We start from the raw sequence: 20,412 nt of genomic DNA, 5'->3' as shown, positions 1-20,412 counted from the left end.
TTTTAGCAATGTGGATAATCACTATGGCGATAGTGTTAGGTGCCAAGCAGTTGCAGCGGTAGTTGCAACAAGGCATCGCCACTTTGAGCAAAGTACCAAATAATCGCCACTAGACCTGCAACAAGCGCGACATACCATAAACCAGCAACGATTTGACCATAACGGTCGAGCGGCAGTAGATGGCTATGGTGTCGGTAACGCCACTCCATAATGATTTCAAGTGTCCCCATGATCAGCAAGAAACCGAGTAAGCTCAAACCCAGCGTATAGCTAAGAAACACCCCGCCAATCGCCGCGGCTGTACACAAAATCATGCCCGTTAGACTGTTCATTGAAAAACTGATGCTTTTCAAAATATGACCGCCATCCAGTGGTAAAATGGGTAGCAAGTTAAACAGATTTAAGAAGGCGTTAAAGGCGGCTAGACCGGCAAAGAACATCTCGCCAGTCACCCAATAAACCACCAATAGAATCAGCGAAAGCACAAAACCAAACATCGGCCCCATGATGGAGATGACCACATCTTGCCAACGGGTGTTAATTTTCTCATCCGTTAGCGCAAGTCCACCCAAGAATGGCACAAGATAGATGCCTTTGGTTTTCATACCAAAGTACTTCATCGCTTTAACATGGCCATATTCGTGCACGACTAAACAAGCAATTAGCGCCATGGCAAATTGAAAAGAAAACAACCATGAATATGCAGCTAAACTTGCGGAGGCGAGCACCACTTTAATCAGCTTGGCGCTCTTGAGCATTTTCATACCAAGCGACACTAGACCAATCAGGCTAAAACGTTTTTCTGGTTTTGGTGCGACAACCGGGCTCTGTTGTTCGATATCCTTAGTATTACGCTCGCCTTGGCTAATGAGCTGTTGATTTACTTTAACTTGATAGTGAAAGGAAAACGGCTGCCAAGTAAGATTCGTGTCCAATTCACAATTTAGGACTTCATCGCCCTTTTGCAATACGAACGCGTGTTTAGTTTGTTCTTGTCGATCTGCATCAGCCGTGAGTTGTGAGACGATTTGATTATCCCAATACAGTTCTTGCCATCCAGCCATGCTGCCCTCAAGTCTTAGAGGACGGCCCAGGAATTCAATAGAGAGTAATTCCAATTTTTAACCTATTAATTTGCTATATAAACCTAACCGATTATGCCGCTAGGCACTAACAAGGTAAAGTAAAGGTGCAGCAATGTTACGTGGTCACGCCAATTAAGTTATTGAAGGGCATTTGAATGTTACCAATTTAACAACAAACTTCAGTAAAATGTCATTTTACGTCGGTTAAACCTTTGCGTTACCGAATGCCCCTTCCAATTAGTCGGATAAAGTGGATAATAAGCCCCGTTATTAATCCCGACTATATGTGAGTCCATTATGTCTATTGAAGCTACAATGCTACAACGTTGCGAATCTAAGTGTGAACTATGTGGTGCAGACGCACCATTGACTGCGTACGCGGTACCACCGCACGGTCACGTAACAGTAGATTACGGCATCATGGTATGTGACAAATGTCTGGGTGAAATTGAAGATCCTAAAGACATTAACCACTGGCGTTGTCTAAGTGACAGCATGTGGAGCCAAGTGGTTCCTGTGCAAGTGACTGCATGGCGTCAACTAACTCGTCTTAACTCAGAAAGCTGGGCACAAGACGCGCTAGACATGATGTACATGGAAGAAGAAACTAAGAACTGGGCTATGCAAGGTATGTCTGCTGACGACAAACCTTTCGATGTAAACGGCGCAGAGCTTAAAAAAGGTGACGACGTAACTGTTATCAAAGACCTTCCAATCAAAGGCAGCACACAAGTAATCAAGCAAGGCACGGTTATCCGTGGTATCGCATTGACTGACGACCCTAAACTTATCTCTGGTAAGGTGAACGGCGGCCAATCTATGTATGTTATTGCTGAATACTGCCGTAAAAAATAATCGCTAAGATTAAAAAAATAAAGCACCTTAACGGTGCTTTATTTTTAGCTGCTATTCCTGTTTCCTGCCGCTAGGCAATCTTTTTGATTACATCCGCTAATTCACTCGTGCTGTCTTGCACTTTACTGTTCATCTCATTAGTGAGTGTCATCAGCTCATAAGAATCTGCATACTTCAAATTGATCGATTGAATATTCTCATTTATCTCATCAGAAACATGCACTTGCTCTTCAATCGCAACGGCAATCTGTTGATTGCGGTCGACAACATCTTGTACCAACTCTTCCAATAACTGAATGCTCTGCTGTGCATCCGCTAGCAGTTCAACAGTACTGGCAGATTTCTCATTACCTTTATGCAGTGCATTCACCGCGGTCTTACTGCCACTTTGAATACTTTCTATCGCTGACTTTATTTCAGTGGTCGACTCTTGCGTTCTTTGCGCTAAGGTGCGAACTTCATCCGCCACGACGGCAAAGCCACGTCCCTGCTCGCCAGCTCGTGCTGCTTCGATTGCCGCATTCAATGCTAATAGATTGGTTTGTTCTGCAATATCGTTGATCACTTCAACTACTGAGCCAATCTGCTCGGTTTGATGATTGAGATCGGTGACCGTTTGTGAGATCTGTTTAAGTTCGTTAACAAGCTCAAGTACCGAATGGTTGACGTTGTCGATAACACCACGACTATTGGTCATGGTGTTTTGCGCCGTTAAAGTGGCATCCGCAGTCGCTTGAGCATTTTGCGAAATTTCAGCAGACGCCGCCTGCATCTCATTGACTGAGGTCGCGACAACATCGATTTCGACTTTCTGCTCACTTAAATTCTGTGTGACGCGTTCGCTATTGCTGGCAGCAGAGTCTGCGTTCGCTTTGGTTTCCTTACACGAATCCATAACGGAGATACCGACACGTCCTAATAGTGCATCCGCGTATTGCTTACGCATTTTCATCCCTAACGCGATTTCGGATAGATCGTTCACGCGGCCAAAATAAATATATTCCATCAGAGGATTATTGAAGTCTTGTCGTGCTTGTTGAGCAATTTTTTCTAATGGGCGAGTTAATATGTAACTTGATAATGCAGACAACGTTGCAATCACGCCGATTGCAACCATCGGACTTTGACCATAATTCAGTAGCAGATGACCTACGCCCGTGGCGGCGGCAATGCAGATCGTTGAACGCATCCATAATCGAGTGCGTGGCAATTTCAGGATCAGTGAAGTACCGCCGTTACGAAGTTTACTATAGATTTTTTCTGCGCGATCTACATAGAGACGTTCTGGCTTAAAGCGAACGGATTGGTATTCAACAATTTCGCCATTGAACTTAATGGGCGATGCGAAGGCATCAACCCAGTAATACCCGCCACCTTTACGTTGATTCTTAACCATCCCCATCCAATGTTTACCCGATTGCAAATGGCCCCACAAATCTTTAAACGCAGCTTTAGGCATGTCTCGATGACGAACAATATTATGCGGTTTACCCACTAATTCGCCATCTTCGAATCCGGCAACTTCACTAAAATGGGCACTGGCGTATTTGATATAGCTTGAAGGGTCGGTAATAGAGATGAGATTGTAGTTGTTTGGGTAGTCGTATTCCATTTCGCTCATAGATTGATCCTTACCTAGTCACTGACGTAAATTATGTTTATGCAATTACGCACTTATTAGTCAGTAGTAAGAATAGAGCAATATTCTGTATAGCAAATCGAATGCACGAAGCCAACTAAGGAAAAGAGTTTTAACTCACTGTTAAAATTGATGTTTATTGAGCAAAAAAAAAACGCCAGTAACATTACTGGCGTCTTCAAATTTGGTCTCTATCGATATAAACCGACATCTTTCTGCATATGGTTCGATAAGTCACTCGCATAGTATGCTCGAGGTTCATTACGATCGGTAAACAGAATATCTAGCAGGTGAACAAACAATCCTTTGATGGTAACCGAGTAGGTTTTTCTGTCCTTAGAAGGGGTGTTGATTATGGTTGTAGCGTCTAAAACTTGTGCCATATGTGCCTCTTCTTGAAATCGGATAACTCAGCTTGTGATTATTTTAACGTTGATTTTATCGCCAGTTAAAATGACAAAATTTCGATTTTCAAATTAGATAATCTAATAAAACAACTCACTAACATTTGCTGTTGATCGTTATTCACTTCGCTTTGCTATTGATATTACTTAGTCACTACCGCTGTTTAATTATTCAAATAATAAAAAACGCCCCACCCGTAGATAACAATTATTTTACATAATTAATATCTTTTAGTGAGGCGTAACTCGCATTTCAATTAGTTGAAATAACGCAAATTATTATGCTTGTTGTGCCAAGCTGCGTTGTTTAACAATCGAAGCTACCACAGCAATTGTCATGGTGATCAACAGAACCAATAGTGATACCGCGGTAGGGATTGCCCAAGCCGTACCCACTAGAAGCATCTTAATACCAATGAAGACCATGATGAAAGACAGTGCTGGTTTTAGATAAATAAACTTATCCATCATTCCTTGCAGTACAAAGTACAAAGAGCGTAAACCAAGCAAGGCAAATACGTTAGCTGCTAATACCAAGAATGGCTCACGAGTGACAGCGAAGATTGCAGGGATAGAGTCTAGAGCGAACATCACATCCATAAAGGCAATCACACCGATAACAATCATCATTGGTGTCACGCAACGTTTGCCATTCTCAACCACGGTTAATGCATTTTCACGGTAGCCATCGGTTACCGTCGCAAATTTACGAATGATCTTCTCAGGCAGAGGGTTTACTTCTTCCTCTTCACCTTTATCACGTGCCAATTGGATACCAGTCCAAATTAGGAATGCAGCAAAGATGTAAAGAATCCAATGGTATTGAGCGAGTAGCTGAGCACCAACCGCAATCATGATTGCACGCAGTACCAGCGCACCAATCACCCCCCAAAGCAGCGCGCGTGGGCGTAAATGCTCTGGTACTGAATATTGGGTAAAGATGATCGCGAAGACAAACAGGTTATCGACACTGAGTGATTTTTCCAGCAAATAGCCGGTTAGAAATGAAACGGTCGCTTTTTCTGCTGTATAGCTGCTTCCTGGCGCATAGAAATCCCAGAAAAAATAGATAGAGCCTGCGAAAAGAAAAGCCAGTACAAACCAGAACACACTCCAAACAGCGGCTTTTTTAATTGTGATGTTACCACCACGTGTTTGCCAAATATCGAGTGCCACTAGAGCAAGTGTTAGTAGACCAAGGCCTAGGTAGGTTGACGGGGTCATTTTATCCTCCAAATAACGGAGGGATCGGTGCGTTTATGCTAACGATCCCTACCGCAAACAAACAACCTCATACCCCGTTAAAGGCATAAGGATTTGAATACGTTGGTCTCGTCGAAGCGCATAACGCTTATACTTACCGGAAAGGCATTGCCTAACGAGATGACGATAAGTAAACCAGAGGCGACTACTCCCCAAACGCCGCGGATTGTATGCCTCAAATCAATTTACGTCTACTAGAAAATCAAAAAGGAGCAAAAAAATGCTCCTTTCTTTTACATTCCCCCACCGGGAATTAAATACACCATTGCAGCCCATACAGAAATCCAGCTGATGACAACCGCAACATCGACCCAGTCTTTACTCCACATAACGACTCCTATTCATTAATTCGGATAAAATGAATCAAGGAACAAAAAGCAAAGTGTATGCCAAGTGTTTAAAATTTAGTCATTAATTAGTAGTAAGCATTTGATCGCCGTGTAGTACTTCTGGATTATCTTTTAAGTAGCGAATGAAACAATCTGCCATTGATAGGTGGGTAATATGCCCTTCGCCTTTCATATTGAGAATCGCTTCATAGCCTTCTTTTCCCTTCATGGTATAAGCAGAAGATGAACCAATGTAGGTTTTACTAGGTTCAACAGGCTGCCACCCATCGGTGTTAGTGTGAATGTCTAGATGGTGGATTCGCTCGCCTTTAGGCGCATTAGCATCATAGTGATAGCGTAAATTGGCCGTATAAGGGTAAGAGCCTGAGCCTGTTCCTTCCACGCCATTATTTAATGCATTGTTTATTGCCCCTTCCAATGTTTGAGCAATATAGCGTCCTTCAATCTCATAACTGCCAATCGGCACCAGAAACGGCAACACCTTTCCGGCGATATCGGCAACAGAGATATTTCCTACGGCAAGGGAATTACGCACTCCGCCCGCATTATGAATGGCAAAATCTACCTGACTACCCTGTTGACGCATAGTATGAACAAATGACTCTGCGACTAATGGCGCGATTTCGCTGCCGCCACGTTCATCAGGAATTCTTATATGGCGTAGATTTTTTTCTGTACGCGCTAAGATGGTTTTTTGTTGCTCGCGAACCCGAGCTTGATAGCGCTCTTCTAATAACCGCTGGATACCTTTGTCTTTCTTACAGACAGCCACGTTTTGATGCGCATGAACAAAATCTCGGATTGGTTGGTATTTTTCATCCTGCCAAGACTGACTCATCGAGGTGTCGACAAACAAACGTCTACCTAGCAGCAGTTCATTTTGGCCGTTAAAAGCAATCACATTACCTTCACTGTCAAAATCAATGTCACAATGGCCTAGAGACAAAGCATGAAAGCCTGCTTGCACCACATAGGTTTGATTGACCTTTACACCATAATCATCACTTTTCGCCAAACCTAACTCGCTAAAGTCACCCTGTAACACATGACTGTGTCCACCGACAATTAACGAAATGCCATCAACATGATTGGCAAGTTCAAGATCAGCCTCATAACCCATATGACTCAGTAAAATGATTTTGTTGATACCCGCTTTATGGATCTCTGCCACGGTATTTCTGGCGGTTTCGATACTGCTGACAAATGGCGTGTCAATATCAGGATTAGAAATCTCCGCCATTTTATCTAATGCTAATGAAAATATCGCAACCGACTCGTCACCGACATGTTTGATTAGCCATTGTGCCGACCGAGTGAGTGGTTTGTAAGAGTATACCGTTGGGTTAAAACGTAAGGTTTTTGGTTTATCCTGGCGCTCATTGGAAAGATCCCAATTGCCAGCAAGAAGTGGGAAATCGATACGCTCGGCAAATTCAGCAACAGGCAGATTACCCATATCGAGTTCATGATTCCCTACCGCCATGCCATCAAGACCCAGTTGATTGAGCATCACCGCGTTTGCTTCTCCTTTAAATAAAGAGAAGTACAAAGTGCCTTGAAAGCAGTCTCCGGCATGGAGGAAGAGAAAGCCTCGTTGGTTTTGCTCGGCTTGTTGCTTAAGTTGTTCAGCGCGGGTTTTTATGCGGGCGATGCCACCAGCACTCACAAATGGGGCGAATGATTGTTGTTCTACGGTCAGCGCAAGCTGTAAAGACGTCTGTTCAAAATAGGAATGTGTGTCGTTTATGTGCGCGACTCTAATTCTGGTCGTTCTATTATTTTTCTTCATCATAATTCTTCTCACTTTTCACCGTCATGCTAACTCATTCTTTATGACAGATTCATTACTTTTTACGAATAATTCGCTTATGTGAGCTAACCTCATGCTTATATTAGTTTTTTCTTTTATGCTTAAATTAAGATAATTGATAATGATGAGGTCACTGTATGCAATTAGAACGGATTGAAATTGCGGGTTTTCGTGGCATCAAACGCCTATCCCTCTCGTTTGAACAGCTGACGACTTTGATCGGTGAAAACACTTGGGGTAAATCGTCGTTGCTTGACGCGCTTTCAGTTGCCCTACCGCCTGATGGTGTCCCTTACCAGTTTGAAATGTCCGATTTCCATGTGGATTACTCTGTTTCTCATCCTCAAACACAAGATTTACAGATTGTCTTGAGCCTAGTATCGAACGATAAGAGCGAAATGCGCTCAGGGCGTTACCGTAAAATTAAGCCGATCTGGACCACCGATGAAAACGATACTCACCGTATCTACTATCGACTCAGTGCTAGTCGTGACAACTATGACATTGAAACTCAGTACGATTTTCTCGATTTTGAGGGCAACCCGTTACCGTTACATCACGCAGTTAAATTAGCGCAAGAGCTGATGTCTCTTCATCCCGTGATCCGTTTGAAGGACTCCCGAAGGTTTAATCGCCCCATTCAAGCCAATGGCACACTCAATGAGCGAGTAGAAAAGAGGATTGATAATACCTGTCGCCGCTTAATGGCCATTCCAGGACACGTGAACAAAGGCGAGATGCGCAGCAGTCTCAATTCAATGAGCATGCTGGTTGATCACTATTTCTCGTTTAAGTCGAACGCTCGTAATAGTTTACGCAAACAACGAGATGGAATTTTCTATACCGGTCAGCCAAATTCGCTGTCTATTTCGGAAATCGTCGAGCAAACCAGTAATAAACAGACTCGTTTACTATTTATGGGGTTACTCAATGCGTATCTACAAGCAAAAGGCCCCAATAAGCTGCGTCGTTGTGCTCGCCCGTTATTGATCATTGAAGATCCTGAAGGACGTTTACACCCGACACACCTCGCTCGTGCTTGGAGTTTACTGCAGTTACTGCCGATGCAAAAAATATTGACCACGAATAGCGGTGATCTTTTAGCGAGAGTGCCGATCCACAGCATCCGCCGTTTGGTGCGTCAATCCGATAAAACCGTTTGTACCAGTCTTGGTCTACAGAGCTTATCTCGTGATGAATTGCGTAAGGTTGGGTTCCATATTCGTTTTCATCGTTCTGGCGCGTTGTTTGCTCGTTGTTGGTTGCTGGTGGAAGGCGAAACGGAAGTTTGGTTATTTAATGAGTTTGCCAATCAGTGTGGTTATAACCTCGCAGCAGAAGGTGTGCAGATCATCGAGTTTGCCCAATCTGGTCTAAAGTCGCTTATTAAGGTCGCTAAAGCATTTGGTATAGATTGGCACGTCGTCACTGATGGGGATGCGGCGGGTAAAAAGTATGCTCATACTGTGCGCACGCGATTGGATCATGATCAAGAGCGTCATCGTTTAACTGAATTGCCTGATCTCGATATCGAGCATTTTCTCTATAACCACGGCTTTGAACCTTTTTTCCGCGAGATGGTAAAGATCCCAGCCGATCACCCTATCCCAGCGAAAAAAGTGGTTCATCGTGTCTTAAAGAAATTTGCAAAACCCGATTTAGCATTAGCCATTGTTTCTCATTGCGAAGAAAAAGGCATAGAGGGAATACCGCTGTTGATTCGTTGGACGCTAAAACGTGTTGTCACCATGGCCAACGGCAATACTTAATATAACGTATAGTCGGTAGTAAAAAGCCATGCCCTTCAATTATCGATAGACATGGCTTGTTTAAACATCGAAAACGATTGTGATTCAATTATGCTGAAGGGGTTTATCAATTCGCCCGACTAGTGAGCGTTGCAGTAGCCTTACCAGGTTGTGATTTAGCTTGTAACCACATCCCACTCCATTTCATGGTGTAACCAAACAGGCCGCCAAGCAACAATGACGGAATTACTAGTTGCCAATCCCCATTGGCAGCAAAGGTTGCACATGATCCGATAAACGTACCCGGAATATAGGCCAACCACGATTGTTTCGCTTGTAGGCACATAAATAACGTAATCAGTCCCGTCAGCATATAACCGGCAATTTCTAATGACACATATTGAGAACCTGCGATGATCACCATCGCCCAGAATACACCGGTTAAATTAGTGATAAGGCTTATCAATAATCCTTTTACACCTTCTTGAGGTGCAGCAAAAAAACTTGTGCAGCCCAAAAATCCTGCCCACGCGAGTAGACCAACACTCACTGCAACCCAGCCCCAAACCCCCGAAAGAATTGCGGTCGTTATTGAGATGGCAACCAATGTACTCATAATAAAACTCTTCATCTTTGTAACAAGTGAAGCATACTACTGAGTTCGCTCGCACAATTTATCGATCTCGATCACGCATCAAGGCAACAAATATCAATGCGTTACACAAAAGAGTGACGCAATCGTTACTTCAACAGAATCCGTGCATTAAAAAAGCCCAAGAGGCGAGCCTGCTTGGGCTTTAAAGTCACATCGTTGTGCTTAGATTGGGTTTAATCGATAGGTTAAAAGACGGAAGGCTTACCTTTCATCATTCGCGAACCCTCACGTTTTAAACATTCAACGAGTGGGTTTTCAACCATATCTGCGCGCCAAACAAACGAGAGCGTTCTTTCCATGCTTAATTCGGGCACATTAAGGGCGACTAATTTACCTGCAGCAATGTGCTGTTCAACATCTAAATAAGGCAAACAAGTTAAGTACAGTCCATTCGCAACCATGCTACGCAACACGGGTACGTGTTCGTATTCACGCCATACATCAAGATCTTCAATCAAATGATGAATAGAGCTATCAAAAATCATGCGAGTACCAGAACCGTGTTCACGCAATACCCATTTTGCTTGTTCTAACTGGGCTAAGCTAACACGCTCTGACTTAGCAAAAGGATGATGCGCTGCCGCCACGACTGTTAAATGATCTCGACACCAAACTTCTTGGTGTAAACGGTTGTCATCACAGCGGCCTTCAATGATCCCAATGTCGTATTTGTAATCAAGTAAACCTTCCAAAATACTATCGGTACTGCGCACTTTCAAAGACATACGCATTTCTGGAAAGTCATTATCAATGTTACTGATAAGGTCTGGAACTAAGTGCTCTGCGGGGGTTTGACTTGCACCAATGCGCAGCTCTCCGCTAAGTAAATGCTGCTCAATGAACCCCATTGATATCTGCTGTGCATCTTGCAACAAACGCTTTGCTTTTGGCCTTAACCATGTCCCCCAGTGGGTTAGTGCCATTTGCTTTCCTTGCCTTTCAAACAAGGGTCTTCCTAACATTTTCTCAAGCTGGGCGAGCGACATACTGGTGGCTGACTGTGTCAACGCCAATTTATCTGCTGCCATACTCACACTACCGGTATCGGCGACTGCATCAAATACCGCGAGTTGCTTTAGTGAATAACGCATAACTCTCCTTTTCGTTATTACGTTAAGTGTTTGATTTTTCCTTTTTGCCATGTGCACAGATAGGCACATACGCTCATTTTAACGCCTTCTAAAAACATATCAAATTATTTGATGAAGTTACTCAACATTATCAATTTTACCAGTGCGTTCAAACCCCCTAATCTGAATTGGCAACGAGGCGAAAGCCCTTTGTTTTCCACATATGGAGGTTATTTATGAAACATACGATTAGGAGCGGTTATGTCATCTAGTCAAGCCAACAATCAATACTTCTCTCCCATGGAGATGATGGCTGAGGCTGAGAAATTTGCGTTAAGTAAAGCAAAAAAAAGTAGCGGTATGACTTTAAGCCTAGCGGTAATGGCTGGGGCATTTATCGGTTTAGCGTTTCTCTTTTATATCACTGTTACAACCGGTAGTGCAGATGCTGGATGGGGACTTAGCCGATTTGCAGGCGGGCTTGCATTCAGTATGGGCTTGATTCTTATTGTTATCTGCGGTGGTGAATTGTTTACAAGTTCAGTGCTTTCAAGCATTTCTTGGGCAAATAAACAAATCACCTTTGGCAAGATGATTTCAACTTGGGGAAAAGTCTACTTCGGTAACTTTATTGGCGCAATGCTACTGCTTGTTATCGTTTCTGCTGCTGGCTTATATCAAATGGATGGCGGTCAGTGGGGTTTGAATGCACTAAACATAGCGCAACACAAGCTGCACCACACTATGGTTCAAGCCTTTGCCCTAGGCATTCTTTGTAACCTTCTTGTGTGTCTTGCAATTTGGCTAACGTTTAGTAGTGCAAATGCAATGACCAAAGCAGCGATGACCATCATGCCTGTAGCCATGTTTGTCTCAAGTGGTTTTGAGCACTGTGTAGCAAACATGTTTATGGTGCCACTTGGTATTGTGATTCAAAACTTTGCGCCAGAAAGTTTCTGGCAAATGACTGGAACAACAGCAGCACAATATGCCGACTTAAATGTCATGCAGTTTGTTACTGCCAACTTAATCCCTGTAACCCTTGGCAACATTGTTGGTGGTGCCGTACTTGTTGGATTGGCGAACTGGTGTATCTACCGCCGTCCACAGTTAAAAGCAGCCAACATCGCAACCATTACCACCACCACAAATATTACGTCAGTTAAGGAAAGCACTATGAAAAACAACATCATCATCAAAGATATCATGAACACGCAACCAATCACTCTAAGCGCTGAGATGACCACGCCAATGGCTATTGATCACCTACTAGCACACAACGAAGTAAGTGCGCCAGTAACTGATATCGAAGGTCGTCTTGTTGGTTTCTTCTCTGCTCATGACGTAATGGTTGAATTGTGGTGCCAAAACTACATCCCAACTCAAGGTCAAAAGGTGGTGGATCTAATGGCTCGTGATGTAGTGGCAATCGATGTAAATGACAAACTGGTTGATGTAGCGGAATTCCTTTGCATCGATAAAGAGCAACTTTACCCAACCACAAGCATGGGTATCGCAACTCGCTTTAGCACTCTATCGGTTGAAGAGCGCGCTAAGAGCATGAAAGTGAGCAAACCACATGTATTACCAGTATTAGAAAACGGTCATATGGTTGGTGTTGTGAGTCGCTTAGAAGTACTAAACGCAATGCGTGATGTGTTTGGTAAACCAACTGAAGTGGTTGAAGAGCACAAACAAACGGCTTAACGACATCGTTGGTTGTCCAATACAAAAAAGCGCCTTATGTTAAAGGCGCTTTTTTTATATGAATAAAATAGTGTTTATAGAAATGTCTTACTGCTTGATGCCTTCCACATGCAGTTCCATATCAACATAACTTGATGCTCCCATGACTGGAATTTTATAATCAGCAAGCTCTAGACGGGTGGTACCAAAGAATCCAACACGTTCCCCACCCCACGGGTCTTGACCTTGGCCAATTACCTCAGCTTGGATAACGATAGGCTTAGTGACGCCATGCAGATTAAGGTCGCCCAGCAGCTCAAATGTACCATCGCCTTTATCGACAACCTGCGTACTATTAAATGTTGCGGTTGAATATTTACTCGCATCAATAAAATCGGCACTACGAATATGTTTGTCACGCTCAGCATGGTTAGAATCTAGGCTTTTGGTATCCACATTGACCGTAATAGATGATGCTGAAATGTCATCGGGGTCATAAGAAAAATTCCCGTCAAAAGTATTAAATCGGCCTTGGATATAGCTGTAACCTAAATGACTTACTTTAAAGTTAATTGACGCATGCGCGCCCTTGGTATCAATCACATAATCCGCTGCGCTGGCACTCAACGGCATAACCATTGCAATCGCTAGTCCTGTAGCAAGTAACGTCTTGTTCATTTTGAAGCTCCTATCATTTTGCGTAGCGTGTTGTCTTTGTCGATAAAGTGATGCTTGAGTGCTGCCATGGCATGGAAGCCTGCCAGTATGATCAACGTCCATGCGGCATAAAAGTGAACCTCTCCGGCAAGATCTGCCTGCCCTTCAAATAAAGCACCAGCGCCGGGAATGGCAAACCAATCGAAAATATCGATAGCACGACCATCTGCTGTAGAGATGAGATAACCAGATGTAAAAAGAATCAAAAGCACAATATACATCAGCCCATGCGCTACTTCGGCAGCCCATTTTTCTAACGTATTGCCTTCGACACTAGGTGACGCGGTAACACTTTTCCAAACCAAACGAATTAGGGTTAAGCCAGCGAGTAGAATACCGATCGATTTGTGCCAATGTGGTGCGGTACGATACCACTCACTGTAGTAAGAAAGATCGACCATCCACAAACCTGCTGCGAACAAACCAATGATAGCGATGGCTGAAAGCCAGTGTATTAATCTCGCGATTGGATTGTAATTTTTTACCTCGGTTCTCATTTGTGTCCCTACTTCGCTAAATTCAAACTCATCATATTGTGAGATCAGTATTACCCAACTTATCTACACAGAACATCTACGCCTATTGATGAAGTCATTCAAATATTTTGAATATCTCTTATAAGTTATCAAGATAGAAATTAATTGAGCTCATCCACTTGCTCGATTTGATAAATTTCATCTGCGATATCAAGCATCTTGTTGTGCATAATACTCTGTGCATCCGCCAATCCTTTGTTATAGAAGACCGGTCCCAGTTTTTGGGTAATATGATCCGCAAAAAACTCCGCATCAAACTGACCTATTTCAATATCCAACTCATCGGCAAGATAGTCTTGGATAAGCATCGCCATCTTCTGTTTTTGTTGTGATGTAAATTCAATCTTCGACATAAACCCTTCTTATTCCGTCGTTTAAAGCCATTTAGTGTAACGAAAAGCCTCGCCTGCATGTTAACCTTACTATCTAAATTTGAGGTCTATCAGGGAGAATAACTGTGTTACTGGATGTGCTCATTCAAAGCGTTAATGAGTTTCAAGCGGACTGTATGACGCTATGTGAACAGCATTATCCCACTATTCATAACCGTGGTATGAGTGAACATCATCTCGGACTGGCCTTTTCACGCCGCCTGGCACGAACCCTTACTGAGTTTGGCCATCATTGCAGCTACGCAACACTAGAATGCTATCCATCAACAGAACAACCTAGCCACTTTCGCGTCTCTTCTGATGCCGGAACCGTATGGATTTTGACTTCACACTTGGTCAGTGCTGGCAGCTCATGCCGACGTAAGTTATTTAAAACCATTCACCACTGGCAGAGTGAATACGATTACGCAATACAACCTAATGATTTACTGCTACTACTATCGGATCACTGGATCACACGAAGTAAGCAGAGCCGTGAGCTTATCCATTGGTGGACAAGCCATATTCCTGACGACGTTGATGATTACAAATCCCAAGGAGTCAGTCTTTATACCAGTGATTCTCAACTCTCTTTGACCTTAGAGGAGTGTTTTAGCATCAGCCCTTATTACATTAAATTTACCCATCCTTTGAAACGCGCGACCGATAAACAGTTGGTGCGCAAGTACGTGCAACTTTATGCGGTAATACAGCTCAGTTAGCGCATCAGTGACTCTTCACTTCGTTTAAAGAAACGCATTTTCTAGGCTTGGTACCCACAGACATCTCTCTTGTTTCCAATTATGCTCTCCCGTAAAAAATAGCGCACCATCGGCCTCATCATCGATCAAAATCTAGCATTCATTAGAATGAGAGATCATACGAGAAAACCACCATTTTATTAGTCATTTAATGTCTTTCTAGTAACAGCCAGTCTAAATTAGCTTGGTGTGATAAACTATTTAATGAAACTAAAGAAATGTCTAATTGATACAAAAGTTTAGAACCGATATCAAATTTGTGGACATTAGTCAGGATTGAACGCTAGTTACAATACTTTATTCGTTGACAAAATTATGTCGGCGTCAATATCATGTCACACGAGCTTGCACTATTGCATACGGAATAACTTGATACTAAAGGCTTAAACGTAAAATGATTCTGTCTAGTCAACATCAGTTTCACGAATGCGTCTCTTTCAATGAAGAAAGACAATTTGTCGCCGCCTATAAAGGGCTAAATCTTCGTAGCGTTTATCAGCCTATCTTTGATCATAAAAATCATCCAATTGGCGTCGAAGCCCTTGTGCGTATTGAGGATCAGCAGCAGAAAAACGTTAGACCTGACCACTTTTTTCACTCTAATAAAATCAGTTTAGAAGACAAAATCAATGTCGAACGACTTAGCCGTGCAATCCACATTCGTAATTTTTCTAACTCAAAATATCGCCACCTTAATTTGTTCCTTAATGTTCTCCCTTCTGACGGTGAATTTTTTGCTTTAGAAAACATGCGTGTTGGTCAACTATCTGAAGGACTAAAATCTCTCAATTTACAGCCTAACCAAGTGGTTATGGAAGTGGTTGAACTCGATTCACCGGACGAACAATGCTTAAAAAATGCCATGGCTATTCTTGAGGCTAATGGTTACAAAATTGCTATAGATGACTTTGGTATGCACGCTTCTAACCGCGATCGCGTCGAGTTGATCAAGCCCAGTATTATCAAGATTGATCGGTCTTTATTGCTCGACTATATGCAAGGTATCACCGCGCCAATGTTGAGTGGTATTGAGCTGGCAAAAAAAGTTAGAGCGAAAGTGGTAGTCGAAGGCATTGAAACTGAAGAGCAATACTTAGCTATGCGTGCCCTCAATGTTGATTTTTTCCAAGGTTATTTTCTCGCCACACCCCAGCCACTTGCAGCAACTGAAGCCACCGAGGTCATTTAACTCCTCACTATGATCATATAAGGAACTTTCGAGTTCCTTTTTACATTTTTAATACTTAAATAACTTAATTTAACCACTGTAAAACAGAATATTAATCTACATTTTTCATTAAAATCCTTTTATTGTTTTAGATCACGAGTTGTACGTTTACCGCTCGTGCTACAGTCAAGTTTTCGGTAGATTCACTGACACAGTTTGACACACGTTGTCATATTTTTTCTTATCTACCGAGGTATTTCATGCTGGAGCTTCTAATCGGATTAGTTGTTACCGTAGCCGTAGGCTATTTTATCGTTAAAGGATATAAACCTGCCGGCGTTCTTCTCACTGCTGGTCTTGCTTTGATGTTTATGACTGGCTTTCTAGGCCATAGCATTCTACCAAGTAAAATTGCTTCAACCGGTAACATGTTCACCGATTCACTTGAGTACGTGAAATTCATGCTACAAAACCGTGGCGGCGGCTTAGGTATGCAGATCATGCTATTGTGTGGTTTCGCTTCTTATATGACGCACATTGGCGCAAACAATGTCGTGGTTAAACAGTTTTCTAAACCACTTGCGGTGATTAAGTCTCCTTACGTATTACTTGTTGCGGCTTATATCGTAGCGTGCTTAATGTCCCTAGCGGTTAGCTCTGCAACAGGTCTTGGTGTTCTATTGATGGCAACACTATTCCCAATGATGACCGCTATGGGTATCTCACGCCCAGCGGCGGTTGCAGTGTGTGCATCACCTGCAGCAATCATTCTCTCGCCAACCTCTGGTGATGTTGTTATCGCCGCAGAAAAATCGGGCATGACGTTGGATGTATTCGCAGTACAAACCGTATTGCCAGTGTCATTCTGCGCTATCGTGGTCATGGCTGCGGCGGCATTCTTCTGGAATAAATACCTAGATAAGAAAGACAATACGCCAATGGAGCGCGTTGACGTGACTGAGATGGAAGTAAAAGCACCAGCTTACTACTCTATCCTACCTTTCCTGCCAATCATTGGTGTCTTCTTATTTAACGGCCGCACAATTCCTGGTCTATCGTTGGACATCTACACCATCGTGGTACTGTCAATCTTTGTTGGTGCGGTGATCGATTACATCACTAAGCGCTTTGATGGCAAAGCAACACTGGAAGATCTTGAATCTTGCTACGAAGGCATGGCTGATGCCTTTAAAGGTGTGGTCATGCTATTGGTTGCTGCAGGCGTATTTGCACAAGGTCTGATGTCAATTGGTGCCATTGATAACCTACTTCATCTTGCCGAAACAGCGGGCGCAGGCGGTGTCGCACTGATGCTTATCCTAACGGGTCTAACGGTGGCGGCAGCAATTGCGACTGGTTCTGGTAATGCTCCGTTCTATGCGTTTGTTGAACTAGCACCTGCACTCGCTGCGAAGATGGGCCTAAACCCTGCATTCTTAATCATTCCGATGTTACAAGCGTCCAACCTAGGTCGTACGATTTCTCCAGTTTCTGGCGTTATTGTAGCGACATCAGGCATGGGTAAAATCAGTCCATTCGAAGTGGTTAAACGCACCTCAGTTCCGGTACTTTGCGGCCTAGTAACCGTCATCGTCGGTACACTTGTTTTGGTTCCTGTTTACGCATAGTCCAAACAATCTAACGTAATTTACTACTAAAGAAGGGCGCTCAATGAGCGCCCTTCTTCTTTATAAGCCAACCTGTATCCGAGTTAACTCAGTTTTATTTAATGTCGCCGAAACGTTCAAGGTACAATACTGTTGCTGCAGTGCGCGATGGCACGCTGAGTTTCTTCAATAAACTCTTCATATGTACTTTTACGGTCGACTCAGAGATAAACAAAATATCCGCAATCTGTTTGTTGCGTAACCCTTTGGCCACTTGTTGCAAGATCTGCAATTCTCGGTCCGTCAAGCCATCAAAGATGTCACTATGGCTAGAACGCTCTGCTAGATATTGTGCTACTTCACGGCTATATGCTTTATTACCCTGTAGCGTTTGTTTAAGCAGATCGATTAACTCATCAGGCTCAGTATCTTTTAATAGATAACCATCGGCACCTGATTTAACAATGGCATCAATATCTGAAGCACTGTCTGAGACAGTCAAGATCACAATATTGGCATCGCAATTATCCGCTCGTAACGCTTTTAACGTATCGAGTCCTGACATACCTTTCATATTGAGGTCGAGCAAAATAAGATCAGGTTCAACTTCATGGTTTTTCGCGACAGCTTCAGCGCCAGAACTTGCTTCCGCAATAATTTCAAATTCATCTTCAAAGCTGAGCAACTGCCCTAACCCGCGACGCATCAGTGGATGATCGTCAACCAGCATTACCTTACATGTTGTCAAAGTTTTCATCCTTTGTTCTTGGGTATTTTAATTCAATTTCACAACCCAGCTCTAGTGCTGTATTGATCGTTAAGTGACCATTTAAGCGACTGGCTCGTTCATGCATGATCGATAATCCATAGTGATCCAGCTTACCATCGGTAATACCTTCACCCGTCATGCCAATTCCGTTATCTTTTACGCGCATCACAACACAGTCATCTTCTTCAATACAGGCGATCTCAATAAGGCTCGCATTCGCGTGTTTAATCGCATTGAGTGTCGCCTCCCTAATTAACTGTAGTAGATGAACTTGTTCATGAGCATCGAGTTCTGCTGACGACAATTCGTTTAGCAAACGAATCTCGGCATCGGTTTGTTCAGCTAGTTGTTCTACCATACCAGTCAAAGCTGAACCAAAGCTGCCTTCTTTGATTGAGAGTCTAAAAGTGGTTAATAGCTCGCGTAATTGTGTATAGGCACCATTTAGCGCGCCATCCAAATCCGCAATAACACCATTGGCGCTCGCTGCCGCTTTATCCTTCGCCAGCTTTTTCATTAGTCGCTTTAGTAAAGAAACCTGAATCTTCAGGTAAGACAAAGATTGGGCAAGTGAATCGTGAAGTTCACGCGCTATGGTAGCCCTTTCTTCTAGCAACAATAGATTTTCTGACTGTCGCTGAGCTTGGTTATAATAAACTGCACGAGATAATATTCTAACAAAATTATCAATAAGAGCTTGATCTGGACAAGGTAAACGCCAATTCCAATACAACGTACCTAAATTTTGTCCATCTAAGATTAACTCACGCGAAGCGCTATTCTCTGGGTTGTAATCGCCTTTAGTGAGTACCAGCGGTTTTTCGCCACGCGATGATATAGAAAGTTGTACGGCATCGATTCCTTCAATACTTTTTATATATTCTAATATTGCCGCAAAATTATCCAAGGTGATGCGCGACGCCGTCAGTTCGCTCGACGATTTATACAATACCGACAAAGATTGATTAGCATGCTGTAACTTATGGGTTTTTTCATTTACCGCATTTTCTAACCCATTGTAAAGCTTACCAAGCTCTTTTGCCGTGTTGTTAAACGTACGGGTTAAGATGCCAATTTCATTGTCGCTCACGACATTCAAATCAACATCAAACGAATGAGATTGAACTTGTTCACTAGCAAGTACTAATGCTTGTAACGGGTTAACGATTTCACGGCGTACAAATAGCACCACGAAGACACTGGTGATCAAAATCCCACCCATTCCAATGCCACCAACCCACGCTAGCTGGAGTAATTTTCGTTCAGAAAAACTCTGTAATTTGAAAACGAAGGCATCAATTTGTGATACAAAATTCGGCACTAACACCAAATATTCAGATCGTTTTTCACTCTTTAGCAGCGCTTTTAGTTCGTGCCAGCGTATGATCAATTGATAGTAATCTTGGGTGATATCTTCAGGAACCGTCCAATTTTGTAATGCCATCATCGATGGTGAATAAATGGAATGTTCAAATAAGTATATATGGGATGAATAGTCACTAGATTGAGATTGAATATCACTTGCTAGTCGATAGCTTTGCATCCTCATTGACCCTGCAACATTGACCGCTTCAGCATCATTAAGACTTGATGCCAACAGAATAAATGCATAACCAATGGTACACACAGACAGCAATACAATGAATGTCATCGCCTTTGCTATCGTGCCTGTTACCGATTTTTTAACCGTTTTAAACAATGTCGACTCTCGATTTTGGGGCCAATAATTTGGACTACTCTTAATAGGTAGATAGCCTTTAGTTCAATATGTGATCAAATCTAACTGAATTAATTGATCTAAAACAATATCTCACCTCAATTACCTCCTAAGAGGTATTTATACAAATATGTCAAAAACTACAATTTATATATCGATAAATGACTAAATATTAATGGCACTTAGCCATTTACGTTCAAC

18 protein-coding genes are annotated in these 20,412 nt (G+C 42.8%); 6 read left to right on the top strand and 12 right to left on the bottom strand.

The genetic code is table 11. The annotated features are described in order from the left end of the window. Positions 1–35: 35 nt before the first annotated feature. A complete protein-coding gene (locus tag RH86_RS00690; RefSeq protein WP_038218995.1) occupies positions 36–1,118 on the bottom strand; it encodes a site-2 protease family protein in 1,083 nt (360 codons plus the stop codon). Between the two features lie 264 nt (positions 1,119–1,382). Here RH86_RS00690 and RH86_RS00685 point away from each other — a divergent pair, with 264 nt between their 5' ends. Continuing rightward, a complete protein-coding gene (locus tag RH86_RS00685) occupies positions 1,383–1,940 on the top strand; it encodes a PhnA domain-containing protein (RefSeq protein WP_006710789.1) in 558 nt (185 codons plus the stop codon). 70 nt (positions 1,941–2,010) lie between these two features. Here RH86_RS00685 and RH86_RS00680 read toward each other — a convergent pair whose 3' ends face one another. The 4 genes from RH86_RS00680 to RH86_RS00660 all read right to left on the bottom strand — a co-directional run bounded on the left by RH86_RS00680 (position 2,011) and on the right by RH86_RS00660 (position 7,388). Next, positions 2,011–3,561 (bottom strand): PAS domain-containing methyl-accepting chemotaxis protein, encoded by a 1,551-nt coding sequence (locus tag RH86_RS00680; RefSeq protein ID WP_009384311.1) that lies wholly within the window; start codon positions 3,559–3,561, stop codon positions 2,011–2,013. 209 nt (positions 3,562–3,770) lie between these two features. After that, positions 3,771–3,962 carry a hypothetical protein gene (locus RH86_RS20630; protein WP_005595592.1) on the bottom strand — a complete coding sequence of 64 codons (192 nt, stop codon included), beginning with the start codon at positions 3,960–3,962 and terminating at the stop codon, positions 3,771–3,773. Between the two features lie 300 nt (positions 3,963–4,262). Next, a complete protein-coding gene (locus RH86_RS00670; RefSeq protein WP_009384310.1) occupies positions 4,263–5,207 on the bottom strand; it encodes a TerC/Alx family metal homeostasis membrane protein in 945 nt (314 codons plus the stop codon). Positions 5,208–5,657: 450 nt separating this feature from the next. After that, positions 5,658–7,388, bottom strand: a complete 1,731-nt coding sequence (locus RH86_RS00660) for a bifunctional metallophosphatase/5'-nucleotidase (protein WP_038218992.1) — start codon at positions 7,386–7,388, stop codon at positions 5,658–5,660. A 155-nt stretch (positions 7,389–7,543) separates the two neighbouring features. Between RH86_RS00660 and RH86_RS00655 the strand changes: the two genes are divergently transcribed. Continuing rightward, entirely contained in the window at positions 7,544–9,175 is a 1,632-nt protein-coding gene (locus RH86_RS00655; RefSeq protein WP_005595597.1) for an ATP-dependent endonuclease, read from the top strand. Between the two features lie 106 nt (positions 9,176–9,281). Here RH86_RS00655 and RH86_RS00650 read toward each other — a convergent pair whose 3' ends face one another. Both RH86_RS00650 and RH86_RS00645 read right to left on the bottom strand, forming a co-directional pair. Further along, positions 9,282–9,770 (bottom strand): DUF1097 domain-containing protein, encoded by a 489-nt coding sequence (locus RH86_RS00650; RefSeq protein ID WP_009384308.1) that lies wholly within the window; start codon positions 9,768–9,770, stop codon positions 9,282–9,284. A gap of 224 nt (positions 9,771–9,994) precedes the next feature. Then, the gene (locus tag RH86_RS00645; RefSeq protein ID WP_009384307.1) at positions 9,995–10,900 is read right to left on the bottom strand and encodes a LysR substrate-binding domain-containing protein; all 906 of its coding nucleotides are present in this window, start codon (positions 10,898–10,900) and stop codon (positions 9,995–9,997) included. A 240-nt stretch (positions 10,901–11,140) separates the two neighbouring features. Between RH86_RS00645 and focA the strand changes: the two genes are divergently transcribed. Continuing rightward, a complete protein-coding gene (focA, locus tag RH86_RS00640) occupies positions 11,141–12,586 on the top strand; it encodes a formate transporter FocA (RefSeq protein ID WP_009384306.1) in 1,446 nt (481 codons plus the stop codon). A gap of 87 nt (positions 12,587–12,673) precedes the next feature. On the opposite strand, the gene RH86_RS00635 is transcribed toward focA, so the two are convergent. The 3 genes from RH86_RS00635 to RH86_RS00625 form a co-directional block, all read right to left on the bottom strand. Beyond that, positions 12,674–13,243, bottom strand: a complete 570-nt coding sequence (locus RH86_RS00635; RefSeq protein WP_009384305.1) for a YceI family protein — start codon at positions 13,241–13,243, stop codon at positions 12,674–12,676. Further along, entirely contained in the window at positions 13,240–13,779 is a 540-nt protein-coding gene (locus tag RH86_RS00630) for a cytochrome b (protein ID WP_009384304.1), read from the bottom strand. Before RH86_RS00630 ends, RH86_RS00635 begins: the two co-directional genes overlap by 4 nt. Before the next feature lie 140 nt (positions 13,780–13,919). Further along, positions 13,920–14,171: a DUF2164 domain-containing protein gene (locus RH86_RS00625; RefSeq protein ID WP_009384303.1), complete on the bottom strand. Its 252-nt coding sequence runs from the start codon at positions 14,169–14,171 to the stop codon at positions 13,920–13,922. A gap of 104 nt (positions 14,172–14,275) precedes the next feature. Here RH86_RS00625 and RH86_RS00620 point away from each other — a divergent pair, with 104 nt between their 5' ends. From RH86_RS00620 to dcuC, 3 genes are all read left to right on the top strand, one after another. Beyond that, positions 14,276–14,911, top strand: coding sequence for a hypothetical protein (locus RH86_RS00620; RefSeq protein WP_009384302.1), 636 nt, complete (start codon positions 14,276–14,278; stop codon positions 14,909–14,911). A gap of 433 nt (positions 14,912–15,344) precedes the next feature. Further along, positions 15,345–16,139 (top strand): EAL domain-containing protein, encoded by a 795-nt coding sequence (locus RH86_RS00615; protein ID WP_009384301.1) that lies wholly within the window; start codon positions 15,345–15,347, stop codon positions 16,137–16,139. A 239-nt stretch (positions 16,140–16,378) separates the two neighbouring features. Next, a complete protein-coding gene (gene dcuC / locus RH86_RS00610; RefSeq protein WP_009384300.1) occupies positions 16,379–17,746 on the top strand; it encodes an anaerobic C4-dicarboxylate transporter DcuC in 1,368 nt (455 codons plus the stop codon). A gap of 94 nt (positions 17,747–17,840) precedes the next feature. On the opposite strand, the gene RH86_RS00605 is transcribed toward dcuC, so the two are convergent. Together RH86_RS00605 and narQ are read right to left on the bottom strand one after the other, a co-directional pair. Then, on the bottom strand, positions 17,841–18,473 hold the full coding sequence (locus RH86_RS00605; RefSeq protein WP_174269630.1) for a response regulator: 633 nt from the start codon (positions 18,471–18,473) through the stop codon (positions 17,841–17,843). Further along, the gene (narQ, locus tag RH86_RS00600) at positions 18,460–20,193 is read right to left on the bottom strand and encodes a nitrate/nitrite two-component system sensor histidine kinase NarQ (protein WP_009384299.1); all 1,734 of its coding nucleotides are present in this window, start codon (positions 20,191–20,193) and stop codon (positions 18,460–18,462) included. Before narQ ends, RH86_RS00605 begins: the two co-directional genes overlap by 14 nt. Positions 20,194–20,412 lie beyond the last annotated feature (219 nt).

The organism is Vibrio sp. N418, assembly GCF_000222565.1.
Classification (GTDB): Bacteria; Pseudomonadota; Gammaproteobacteria; order Enterobacterales; family Vibrionaceae; genus Vibrio; species Vibrio scophthalmi.
This window is presented reverse-complemented; position numbering and strand designations above follow the sequence as displayed.

What these genes read in the sequence shown, in the direction of transcription:
- RH86_RS00660 (WP_038218992.1), bottom strand. Translation starts at nt 7,388, where the DNA reads ATGATGAAGAAAAATAATAGAACGACCAGAATTAGAGTCGCGCACATA.
- RH86_RS00630 (WP_009384304.1), bottom strand. Translation starts at nt 13,779, where the DNA reads ATGAGAACCGAGGTAAAAAATTACAATCCAATCGCGAGATTAATACAC.
- RH86_RS00680 (WP_009384311.1), bottom strand. Translation starts at nt 3,561, where the DNA reads ATGAGCGAAATGGAATACGACTACCCAAACAACTACAATCTCATCTCT.
- RH86_RS00615 (WP_009384301.1), top strand. Translation starts at nt 15,345, where the DNA reads ATGATTCTGTCTAGTCAACATCAGTTTCACGAATGCGTCTCTTTCAAT.
- RH86_RS00645 (WP_009384307.1), bottom strand. Translation starts at nt 10,900, where the DNA reads ATGCGTTATTCACTAAAGCAACTCGCGGTATTTGATGCAGTCGCCGAT.
- RH86_RS00625 (WP_009384303.1), bottom strand. Translation starts at nt 14,171, where the DNA reads ATGTCGAAGATTGAATTTACATCACAACAAAAACAGAAGATGGCGATG.
- RH86_RS20630 (WP_005595592.1), bottom strand. Translation starts at nt 3,962, where the DNA reads ATGGCACAAGTTTTAGACGCTACAACCATAATCAACACCCCTTCTAAG.
- RH86_RS00635 (WP_009384305.1), bottom strand. Translation starts at nt 13,243, where the DNA reads ATGAACAAGACGTTACTTGCTACAGGACTAGCGATTGCAATGGTTATG.
- RH86_RS00670 (WP_009384310.1), bottom strand. Translation starts at nt 5,207, where the DNA reads ATGACCCCGTCAACCTACCTAGGCCTTGGTCTACTAACACTTGCTCTA.
- RH86_RS00655 (WP_005595597.1), top strand. Translation starts at nt 7,544, where the DNA reads ATGCAATTAGAACGGATTGAAATTGCGGGTTTTCGTGGCATCAAACGC.
- dcuC (WP_009384300.1), top strand. Translation starts at nt 16,379, where the DNA reads ATGCTGGAGCTTCTAATCGGATTAGTTGTTACCGTAGCCGTAGGCTAT.
- focA (WP_009384306.1), top strand. Translation starts at nt 11,141, where the DNA reads ATGTCATCTAGTCAAGCCAACAATCAATACTTCTCTCCCATGGAGATG.
- RH86_RS00650 (WP_009384308.1), bottom strand. Translation starts at nt 9,770, where the DNA reads ATGAGTACATTGGTTGCCATCTCAATAACGACCGCAATTCTTTCGGGG.
- RH86_RS00685 (WP_006710789.1), top strand. Translation starts at nt 1,383, where the DNA reads ATGTCTATTGAAGCTACAATGCTACAACGTTGCGAATCTAAGTGTGAA.